Origin of the sequence: Pseudomonas sp. EGD-AK9 (genome assembly GCF_000465935.2) — a bacterium.
GTDB lineage: Bacteria > Pseudomonadota > Gammaproteobacteria > Pseudomonadales > Pseudomonadaceae > Aquipseudomonas.
In genome coordinates this window covers 1-9,934 of record NZ_AVOF01000079.1, presented here as the reverse complement: position 1 = coordinate 9,934, position 9,934 = coordinate 1, and the positions used below count along the sequence as shown (strand labels likewise).

Annotated in this window: 9 protein-coding genes, 1 pseudogene and 1 riboswitch; of the genes and pseudogenes, 7 read left to right on the top strand and 3 right to left on the bottom strand. The window is 69.2% G+C overall.

All coding sequences use genetic code 11. From position 1 onward, the window contains the following. The 7 genes and pseudogenes from N878_RS04485 to N878_RS04455 all read left to right on the top strand — a co-directional run. Nucleotides 1-295 (top strand): annotated as a pseudogene (locus N878_RS04485) (thiamine-phosphate kinase); the annotation flags it as partial. A 15-nt stretch (nucleotides 296-310) separates the two neighbouring features. Continuing rightward, the gene (locus N878_RS04480) at nucleotides 311-838 is read left to right on the top strand and encodes a phosphatidylglycerophosphatase A (protein ID WP_021442491.1); all 528 of its coding nucleotides are present in this window, start codon (nucleotides 311-313) and stop codon (nucleotides 836-838) included. Nucleotides 839-849: 11 nt separating this feature from the next. Then, nucleotides 850-1,584: an ABC transporter substrate-binding protein gene (locus N878_RS04475; protein WP_021442490.1), complete on the top strand. Its 735-nt coding sequence runs from the start codon at nucleotides 850-852 to the stop codon at nucleotides 1,582-1,584. Between the two features lie 17 nt (nucleotides 1,585-1,601). Then, on the top strand, nucleotides 1,602-2,246 hold the full coding sequence (locus tag N878_RS04470) for a TIGR02281 family clan AA aspartic protease (protein WP_021442489.1): 645 nt from the start codon (nucleotides 1,602-1,604) through the stop codon (nucleotides 2,244-2,246). Between the two features lie 255 nt (nucleotides 2,247-2,501). Next, nucleotides 2,502-3,122, top strand: coding sequence for a GTP cyclohydrolase II (ribA, locus tag N878_RS04465; protein WP_021442488.1), 621 nt, complete (start codon nucleotides 2,502-2,504; stop codon nucleotides 3,120-3,122). Beyond that, on the top strand, nucleotides 3,119-3,532 hold the full coding sequence (locus tag N878_RS04460) for a hypothetical protein (RefSeq protein ID WP_021442487.1): 414 nt from the start codon (nucleotides 3,119-3,121) through the stop codon (nucleotides 3,530-3,532). The genes ribA and N878_RS04460 overlap by 4 nt, the downstream gene beginning before the upstream one ends. Continuing rightward, on the top strand, nucleotides 3,532-4,326 hold the full coding sequence (locus N878_RS04455) for a cobalamin-binding protein (protein WP_021442486.1): 795 nt from the start codon (nucleotides 3,532-3,534) through the stop codon (nucleotides 4,324-4,326). Before N878_RS04460 ends, N878_RS04455 begins: the two co-directional genes overlap by 1 nt. A 34-nt stretch (nucleotides 4,327-4,360) precedes the next feature. Here the strand turns inward: N878_RS04455 and N878_RS04450 are convergent, their stop codons facing one another. The 3 genes from N878_RS04450 to N878_RS04440 all read right to left on the bottom strand — a co-directional run. Continuing rightward, entirely contained in the window at nucleotides 4,361-6,247 is a 1,887-nt protein-coding gene (locus N878_RS04450; RefSeq protein ID WP_021442485.1) for a TonB-dependent receptor, read from the bottom strand. 90 nt (nucleotides 6,248-6,337) lie between these two features. Then, a riboswitch (cobalamin riboswitch) is annotated at nucleotides 6,338-6,541 on the bottom strand. A gap of 73 nt (nucleotides 6,542-6,614) precedes the next feature. After that, on the bottom strand, nucleotides 6,615-8,522 hold the full coding sequence (gene dxs, locus N878_RS04445) for a 1-deoxy-D-xylulose-5-phosphate synthase (protein WP_021442484.1): 1,908 nt from the start codon (nucleotides 8,520-8,522) through the stop codon (nucleotides 6,615-6,617). 103 nt (nucleotides 8,523-8,625) lie between these two features. After that, a partial coding sequence (locus N878_RS04440) for an acyl-CoA carboxylase subunit beta (protein ID WP_021442483.1) occupies nucleotides 8,626-9,934 on the bottom strand: 1,309 nt, incomplete at its 5' end.

The following is a 9,934-nucleotide window of genomic DNA, read 5'->3' as shown; positions in this document are numbered from 1 at the left end:
CGGGCATATCGCCAAGGCCTCGGGTGTCGCCCTGCAGGTCGAACAGGCGCGGCTGCCGCTGTCGCCGGCATTACTGGCGTTCGCCGGCGAGCGTCAGGCGCTGGCCTGTGCGCTGAGCGGTGGCGACGACTACCGACTGGCCTTTACCCTACCGCCAGCCTTGCTCGCCGACCTGCAGGCCGATTGGCCCGAGGTGCGCGCCATCGGCCGGGTGCTGGCCGGCAGCGGCGTGCAGCTGCTGGATGGTGCGGGGCGGCTCGTCGCGCCGCCGCACAGCGGTTACCAACATTTCTGACAGGATGAATGCCGCGTGACCGATCACCCCAACCAGGTTCCCGCCGAGTACGTCCCGCCTTCGGTGTGGCGCAATCCCTGGCACTTCATCGCCTTCGGCTTCGGCTCCGGCACCCTGCCCAAGGCGCCGGGCACCTGGGGCTCGCTGGTGGCGCTGCCGTTCGTGCCGCTGTGGCAGATGCTGCCGGACTGGGGCTACTGGCTGATGCTGGGGGTGACCATGCTGTTCGGCTTCTGGCTGTGCGGCAAGGTCGCCGATGACTTGCGGGTGCACGACCACGAAGGCATCGTCTGGGACGAGATGGTCGGCATGTGGATCACCCTGTGGCTGGTGCCCGAGGGCTGGGTCTGGCTGCTGCTAGGCTTTCTCATGTTCCGCCTGTTCGACATCGTCAAACCCTGGCCGATCCGCTGGATCGACCGCCATGTGCATGGCGGCGTCGGCATCATGCTCGACGACGTGATCGCCGGGGTGTTCGCCTGGCTGGCCATGCAGGGCCTGGTCTGGGGCTGGGACAGCTACGCGGCATCGTTGGGCTTCTAGAGGGCAAGGGCATGGCGCTGACGGGCTGGCTGCTGGCCGGCGTGTTGCTGCTGATCGGGGCGAGCGGGGCGCAGGCGCAGGACGCCCCGCCCGGCGAGATCCGCCTGGCCAGCGAGGTGTGGAACGGGCACACCCATGCCGATGGCACCGGGCTGGCCTGGGACGTGCTGCGGCGGGTGTTCGAGCCGGCCGGCGTCGCCTTGCGCATTCATAGCGTGCCCTATACCCGTTCCATCGGCCTGGTGCAGCGTGGCGAGGCCGATGCCTGGGTCGGCTCCTACCGCGACGAGGTCAGCGAGGGCGTGTTCTACCCGCGCTGGCACTACGACGCCGACCAGATCACCGCGCTCGGCCTGCGCGACAAGCCGCAACTGACCCTGGACAACCTCGCCGACTACCGCCTGGCCTGGATGCGCGGCTACGGCTACCAGGCCTATCTGCCGAATGTGCGCGACTACCGGGAAATTCACCGGCGCAGCGGTATCCTCGGCATGCTCGAGCTGGGCCACGCGGATTTCTATATCGACGCCCGCACCGAGGTGGACGAGGTGCTGAGCGAGGCGCCGGACGCCGGGCGTTACCGCGTCAGCGAACTGACCCGCCTGCCGCTGTACCTCGGTTTCGCCGACACCCCGCGCGGCCGCAGCCTGGCCGAGGTCTACGACCGACGCCTGGGCGAGCTGGTGGCCAGCGGCGAGTTGCGCCCGCTGTTCCAGCACTGGCAGCAACCCTATCCCTTCGACTGAGCCGGGAGGCCGTCCCCATGCATTTGCGCCACTGCCTCGTTGTCCTCGGCCTGCTGTTCGGCCCGCTGTGCTGGGCCGCCTCGCAGGTGCAGGTGGTCGGCCTGTTCCCCGGCGCGGCGGTGCTCAACGTCGACGGCCAGCGCAAGCTGGTGCGGGTCGGCCAGAGCGGGCCGGGCGGGGTGCAGGTGGTCAGCGTCGACAAGCAGGGCGCGGTGCTGCGCGTCGACGGCGTCGAGCGCAGCTATCCGCTGAGCCGCGAATACAGCACCGGCTTCGCCGAGCCGGTGAAGAAGCGCCTGAGCATCGCCAAGGGCATCGGCGGCCACTACTGGGTGGCCGGCTCGATCAATGGCCAGAGCGTGCAGTTCCTGGTGGACACCGGTGCCACCTCGGTGGCGCTCAACGAGGGGCATGCCAAGCGCCTGGGCATCGACTACCGGGTCAGCGGTCGGCCGCTGCAGGTCAACACCGCCAGCGGTATCGCCCGCGGATGGCAGGTCAAGCTGGATCGGGTGAAGCTCGGCGAGCTGGAGGTGCTCGGCGTCGAGGCCGTGGTGCTGGAGGGTAGCTCGCCGCACGAGGCGCTGCTGGGTATGAGCTTCCTCGGCCGGGTCGGCTGGCGCGAGGAGCAGGGGATGCTGGTGCTCGAATCCAAGCTTTGAGAATCAGCTCAAAGTCTGCTGCGCGTCGGCACTGCCACGTTAAAAGCAGGCTCGGAATGCTCATTTACAATCCGTAGACTCCGCTTCCTCGCCTGCTTTTGCCTTGCATTGCTCTAGCTCGCGAGACTTTGAGCCGATTCTGCTCGTGTGAATTGAGCGTTTCGATACTGATGATCGGCAATTCTGACTGACCCGGCGGCGGGGCCTGCTGATACAATGCCGCCCCTGTTTCGTACTCATTGCTAGGAGTATCCGGTGTCCGTCGTGTTCGTCGCCGCCTCCCAACTGCCCACGCCCTTCGGCGTGTTCACCATGCACGGCTTCCTCGACCAGGCCACCGGCAAGGAGCACGTCGCCCTGACCTTCGGCGCTGTGGCCGACGGCGCGCCGGTGCTGGGCCGCCTGCACTCCGAGTGCCTGACCGGCGACGCCCTGTTCAGCCTGCGCTGCGACTGCGGCGCGCAGCTGCAGGCGGCGCTGCAGGCGATCGCCAACGAAGGCCGTGGCGTGCTGCTGTACCTGCGCCAGGAAGGCCGCGGCATCGGCCTGCTGAACAAGATCCGCGCCTACGAGCTGCAGGACGGCGGCGCCGACACCGTCGAGGCCAACGAGCGCCTGGGCTTCGGCGCCGACCAGCGCGACTACGCGATCTGCCAGCCGATGCTCGAGCACCTGGGCATCAAGAGCCTCAAGCTGATGACCAACAACCCGCGCAAGGTCAAGGCGCTGGGCGACATGGGCATCGCCGTGGATCACCGCGTGCCGCTGCAGATCGAGCACAACCCCTACAACAAGCGCTACCTCGCCACCAAGGCCGGCAAGCTCGGCCATATGCTGGGCAACCAGCACCAGGGCGAGGCCGAGGACAGCCTGTGACCCGCGGCCAGGTCAAGCGCCGTCTGGCGCTCGCCTGGTGGCGCCAGCTGGGCGTGGCCCTGGCACCCTTGTTCGTCTTCAACCTGCTGTTCGGCGGCGGCGCCACTACGGTGCTGAGCCTGCCGCTGTTCGTCGCCGGGCTGGCCTCGATGTTCGTCAGCCTGCCGCTGTTCGCCGCCTACAAGCGTGCGCTGATCACCACCGACAAAGCCCTGGACAGCGACGCCGAGCGGGCCGCCTGGCTGGAGCTGGATCGTGTGCGTTTGCGCGCACTGCTCGGCGCGGCGCTGCCGGCCTGGATCGCCGCCCTGGCGGTGCTGGCCGGGCTGGAGGCGATACCCCTGGTGCTGCTGGCGCTGTCGAGCATCGTCCTGCACTGCCTCTACCGCATTCCCCGCCAACTCGGCTGATGCGCGCACTGCTGCTGGCCCTGTGTCTGCTGGCCCTGCCGCTGGCGGCCGCACCACGGGTGGTCAGCCTGGCGCCGTCGCTCAGCGAGATCATGCTCGAGCTGGATGCCGCCGACCTGCTGGTCGGCGTGCTGGCAGGCGACGAGCATCCCGCCGCGCTGGCCCAGCTGCCCACCGTCGGCCGCTACGGCCAGCTGGAGTTCGAGCGCCTGCTGCAGCTGGCGCCCGACTTGATCCTGATTGCTCCGGGCAGCGTGCCGGCGGCGCAGCAGGCGCAGTTGCAGCGTTTCGGCATTCCCCTGCTGGTGGTCGAGCCGGCGCGCCTCGAGCAGTTGGCCGAGGCCTTTATCCTCATCGCCGAGCGTATCGGTCGCGCCGAACGGGGCGAGCGGCTGGCGGCGGAGTTTCGCACCGAGCTGGCCGGGTTGCGCCAGCGTTACCGGCGCGAGCGGCCATTGGCGGTGTTCTATCAGGTCTGGCACCAGCCGCTCTATACCATCGGCGGCGAGCAGCTGATCGGCGATGCGCTGGCGGTGTGCGGCGCGCGCAACCTGTTCGCCGACCTGAGCCAGCCGGCGCCCCAGGTCGGCATCGAGGCGGTGCTGGCGCGCGACCCCGAGGTGATTCTCGGCGGCAGTAATGCCGAACTGTCGAGCTGGCAGGCCTGGCCGCAGCTGCGCGCGGTGCGCCGCGGCCAGGTCTGGGCGGTGCCGGACAGGGGCCTGGAGCGGCCCAGCCGGCAGATGCTCGGCGCCATCGAGCGGCTGTGCGAGCGGCTGGCCACGGCGCGTTAGCCTGGAGCGGCTTGGTGCACCGTGAGCACCTGGATCAGAGTTGCGGCGTCCAGGTCAGCGAGAGCAGGGCGCTGCGGCCTTCCTCGCGGTAGCCGTAGTAACTCACGCTACCGAAGAAGGGGTCGTTCGGTCGGCTGTACAGCGCCTGGGAATAGTCCTTGTCTAGCAGGTTGTCGACCTTGACCTGCCACAGCAGCTCCTCGTTCATCCGCCAGCTGGCCCGCGCGCCCAGCAGGCCGTAGCCGGCGATCTCGCGGGTGTTGGCGGCATCGTCGTAGCGGCCGGAGACGGCCTGCCAGGTGAGGCCGGCGGCGAAGGCGCCGAACTGACGATCCAGATCCAGGCTCAGGCTGCGTTTGGCGCGGCGCGGCAGGGTGTGGCCGCTGTCGCGATCACGTGGGTCGAGCAGGCTGGCGCCGAGAGCGGCCTGCCAGCCCAGCACCTCGCGTTCCAGGCTCAGTTCCAGGCCTTGCAGGCGTGCCTGGTTGACGTTCATCGGGGTGCTGAAGAAGGTCAGCGGATCGCTGACTACGGTGATCAGGTCTTCGACCTCGGTGCGGTAGGCCGACAGGCTCCAGCGGCTGTTCAGGTGCTCGCCGCGCAGTTGCACCTCGTAGGTCTTCGAGCGCTCGGGGGCCAGGTTCGGGTTGCCGCCATAGAACGAGCTGGTGGGGAAATACAGGTCGTTGAAGGTGGGCGCGTGGAAGCCCTCGCCGTAGCTCAGCAGCAGCTCGAGACGCTCGCTCAGGTCCAGGCTCAGTGCCGCGTTCCAGGTGTTCTCGCTGCCGAACTGCTGGTTGTCGTCGTGGCGCAGGCCCAGCTCGGTGGCGAAGCCCTCGCCATGGAAGCGGTGCTGGACGAAGGCGGCCCGGTTCCAGCGCTCGGTCTGGCTGAACTCGCTGTCGCTGCCCAGGCGGTCCTCGTACCAGTCGAGACCGAGCAGCAGCTGCTGGGCGTCGCTCAGTTGCAGGGTGTTGAGCCAGCCCGCGCTGTCGCGGTAGGTGTTGTACTGATAGTTGTTGCTGGCGTTCAGCGGGTCGCGGTTGTCGCTCTTGTCCTCGCCGTGGCCGAGCTCCAGGCGACTGCTCCAGCGCTCGGCGAGCTGCGCCTCGAGATGGGCGGCGGCAGTGGAAACGCTGAAGCGCTCGCTGGGGTTGCCCGGCACGAAGCTGAACAGGTCGTCGTACTCGCTCTCGCCATGCTGTTCGAGCAGGCTCAGACCGCCTTCGAGGCGTTCGTTGAAACGGTGCTGCAGGCTCAGGTTGAAGGCCTTGCGGCGCAGGCCGTCGTGGTCGCCGTCATAGCCGCGAGCGTCTGCTGAGCGGTCGAAGCCGGCGCGCTCGACCAGGCTGGCGCCGAGGTCGAAGCGCGTGCGCTGGTCGCCGCCGGACAATCCCAGGCTGCGTTCGAAGGTCTGCTGGCTACCGGCGGCCAGGCGCAGGCGCGGTTGCAGGCCGGCCTCGCCCTGGCGGGTGAAAATCTGGATCACTCCGCCGATGGCGTCGGCGCCATACAGCGCCGAACGTGGGCCGCGCACCACCTCGATGCGCTCGATCTGCTCGGGGCTGAGGAATTCCAGGCGGGCCAGGCCGCTGGCGGCGGCATTCAGACGCACGCCGTCGACCAGCACCAGGGTCTGGTTGGCGTTGGCGCCACGCAGAAACAGGCTGGTCAGGCTGCCGCGGCCGCCGTTCTGCACGATGGATACGCCGGGGACGCGGCTGAGCAGATCGGGCACGCTGCTGACCTGCAAACGCTCGATATCCGCCCGCTCGAACACCGTGGTGGCGGCGGTGGCCTGGGCTTGCGGTTCGGCCAGGCGCCCGGAGGTGATCACCAGCGGCTCGGCGGCGTAGGGTTCGGCGGCCAGGGCGAGGCCGGGCAGAACGGCGATGGCCAGGGCCAGGGGGGACAGTTTCATCAGGGGTATTCCTCAAAGGTCGGCAGACGTTCGAGGAGGGCAGGGGGCAAGCGCGCGCAGGGCGGCGCTTGACGGTGCGGCCCTCCGCAACACCAGTCGCACCGCCGGGGCCGGTCTCCGGGCTCACGACCCCGGTCCGCCTTCCCGGGAATACCCAGTGGCCGTGGACAAGGTGCAGGCTTGCGGCCTGCCGTCGATTACCGTTGCGGGGGCAGCGTCGGGGTTGCCCGGATGGGCGCACCGACTTCCCGTTTCACGCCGTGTTAGCGGCGCACCCTGGCGGAACATGCAATGCCGCGCACCCTAGTGCGCGGCGGGATGAATGACAAGCAAGGCCGGCTCATTCAGCGATGAGCGGGTCTCATGTTCAGGCGGGCAGCTGGGCCAGGCGCGCGCGCACCGCGGCTTCGATGCCGGCCTGGTCGAGGCCGCATTCTTTGAGCATCTGCGCCGGCTTGGCGTGTTCGACGTAGTAGTCGGGCAGGCCCAGCTGCAGCAGCGGCTTGACGATGTTCTCGGCGGCGAGGAACTCGCCGACCGCGCTGCCGGCGCCGCCCATCACCGCGTTTTCCTCGATGCTCACCAGCAGCTCGTGGCTGGCCGCCAGTTCGCGCAGCAGGGCGGCGTCCAGCGGTTTGACGAAACGCATGTCGACCACCGTGGCGTCCAGCGTCTCGCCGACCTGCAGCGCCTCGGCCAGTTGCACGCCGAAGGCCAGCAGGGCGACGCGGCGGCCCTGGCGACGGATCAGGCCCTTGCCGATTTCCAGCGGCGCCAGGCCTGGCTCGATGGTGGCGTTGGGGCCGCTGCCGCGCGGGTAGCGCACCGCCGCCGGGCCGTCGAACAGGTAGCCGGTGGTGAGCATGCGGCGCAGCTCGTTCTCGTCGCTCGGGGTCATCACCAGCATGCCGGGGATGCAGCGCAGGTAGGAGATATCGAAGCTGCCGGCGTGGGTCGGGCCGTCCTCGCCGACCAGGCCGGCGCGGTCGATGGCGAACAGCACGTCGAGGTTCTGCACCGCGACGTCGTGGATCAGCTGGTCGTAGCCGCGCTGGAGGAAGGTCGAGTAGATCGCCACCACCGGCTTGACCCCGTCGCAGGCCATGCCGGCGGCCAGGGTGACGGCGTGCTGCTCGGCGATGGCGACATCGAAGTAGCGCGCCGGGAAGCGTTCGGCGAAGGCCACCAGGTCCGAGCCTTCCTTCATCGCCGGGGTGATGCCGACCAGGCGCGAGTCTGCTGCGGCCATGTCACACAGCCACTGGCCGAACACGTTGGAGTATTTCGGGCCGGCCGGCCGTTTCTGGCTGGAGAGCGGCGCGGCATCGGGCTTGACCGGCTCCAGCTTGGTAATGGCGTGGTAGCCGATCGGGTCGGCCTCGGCCGGGGCGAAGCCCTTGCCCTTCTTGGTCACCACATGGAGGAACTGCGGGCCGTCCAGGTCGCGCATATTGCGCAGGGTGGCGAGCAGGGTGGGCAGGTCGTGGCCGTCGATGGGGCCGATATAGTTCCAGCCCAGTTCCTCGAACAGGGTGCCGGGTACCAGCATGCCCTTGGCGTGTTCCTCGGTCTTGCGCGCGATCTCCCAGGCGCCAGGCAGGCGCGAGAGGATCTTCTTGCTGCCCTCGCGCATGCTGGCGTAGGTGCGGCTGGAGAGGATCTTGGCCAGGTAGTTGGACAGCCCGCCGACATTCTTGGAGATCGACATGTCGTTGTCGTTGAGCACCACCAGCATGTTGGCGCCGACCTCGCTGGCGTGGTTGAGCGCCTCGAAGGCCATGCCGGCGGTCAGCGCGCCGTCGCCGATCACCGCCACGCTCTTGCGCCGCTCGCCCTGCAGGCGGGCGGCGATGGCCATGCCCAGTGCGGCGCTGATGCTGGTGCTGGAGTGGCCGACGCCGAAGGTGTCGTACTCGCTCTCGCTGCGGCGCGGGAAGGCGGCCAGGCCGTCCTTCTGGCGCAGCGTGGCCATGCGCTCGCGGCGGCCGGTGAGGATCTTGTGCGGGTAGGCCTGGTGGCCGACGTCCCACACCAGGCGGTCGTCGGGGGTGTCGAAGACGTAATGCAGGGCGATGGTCAGCTCGATCACGCCGAGGCCGGCGCCGAAATGGCCACCGCTCTGGCCGACGCTGTACAGCAGGTACTGGCGCAGTTCGTCGGCGAGGGTTTCCAGGTCCGCTTCGGCCAGCCGGCGCAGCTCGTCCGGCGTGTTGGCGCGGTCCAGCAGGGGCGTCAGCGGGCGCTCGCGGGGGATCTCGTGGAAAGTGGTCGGCATCAGGCGAATCGTTATAGGCGTAAAAAGATGCGCAGTTTACCCGAAAACCACCGCCGCAAGCTTCAAGCCCTGCGCGACAGGCCGGCGCCCCTGCGCCAGGCCTCTACCAGGTATCGACGAACGGCCGCTTGCGCCCCTCGCACCGCGCCGGTCGGGGCGTGGCGGCCAGCCCGCGGAGCAGCCAGGCGCGGCTGTCGGCCGGGTCGATCACCGCATCGATTTCCAGGTAGCTGGCCATGTTCAGCGCCTTGCCGTTTTCGTAGGCCTTGGCCACCAGCTTGTCGAACAGCGCCTGGCGCGCGGGGTCGTCCGCCTGGGCCGCCAGCTCCTTGGCGAAACCCAGGCGCACCGCGCCCTCCAGGCCCATGGCGCCGAACTCGGCGCTGGGCCAGGCGGCGGTGAACAAGGGCGCGTGGAAACTGCCGGCGGCCATGGCCTGGGCGCCGAGGCCGTAGCCCTTGCGCAGCACCAGGGTGAAGAAGGGCACCGTCAGGCTGGCGGCGGTGACGAACAGGCGCGAGACATGGCGCACCGTGGCCTGTTTCTCCGCCTCCGGGCCGACCATGAAACCGGGGGTGTCGCACAGCGAGACGATGGGCAGGTCATGCGCCTCGCACAGTTGCATGAACCGCGCGGCCTTGTCGCCGGCCACGGCGTCGATGGCGCCGCCCAGGTGTGCGGGATTGTTGGCGAGCAGGCCGAAGGGCTTGCCCTCGATGCGCACCAGCGCGGTGATCAGGCCGGGGGCGAACTGGCGGCGCAGCTCCAGCACGCTGCCCTCGTCGGCCAGCAGTTCGATCACCTTGCGGATGTCGTACACGCGCAGGCGGTTCTCCGGAATGACGTGGCGCAGCTCGCGGGTATCGCTGCACTGCCAGTCGGCCAGTTGGCCCTGGAAATAGCCCAGGTACTGCTTGGCCACGGCGACCGCTGCGGCCTCGTCCTCCACCAGCACGTCGATCACCCCGTTGGGCCCCTGCACGCTGGTCGGGCCGACCTGCTCGGGGGTGTAGCGGCCCAGGCCGCCGCCCTCGATCATCGCCGGGCCGGCCATACCGATGCTGGCATTACGGGTGGCGATGATCACGTCGCAGCAGCCGAGCAAGGCGGCGTTGCCGGCGAAGCAGCGGCCGGAGACCACGCCCACCGTCGGCACCAGTCCGGAGAGCCTGGCCATGGCGGCGAAGGTGTGGCAGTCCAGCCCGGCCACACCGACGAAATCGGTATCGCCCGGCCGCCCACCGCCGCCTTCGGCGAACAGCACCACGGGCAGGCGCCACTGCGCCGCGAGGCCAAGCAGGCGGTCGGTCTTCTTGTGGTTCATCACGCCCTGGGTGCCGGCGAATACCGTGTAGTCGTAGGCGATGGCCAGGCAGCGCGCCGCCTCCGCGCCGAACTGCGCGGCGCCGATC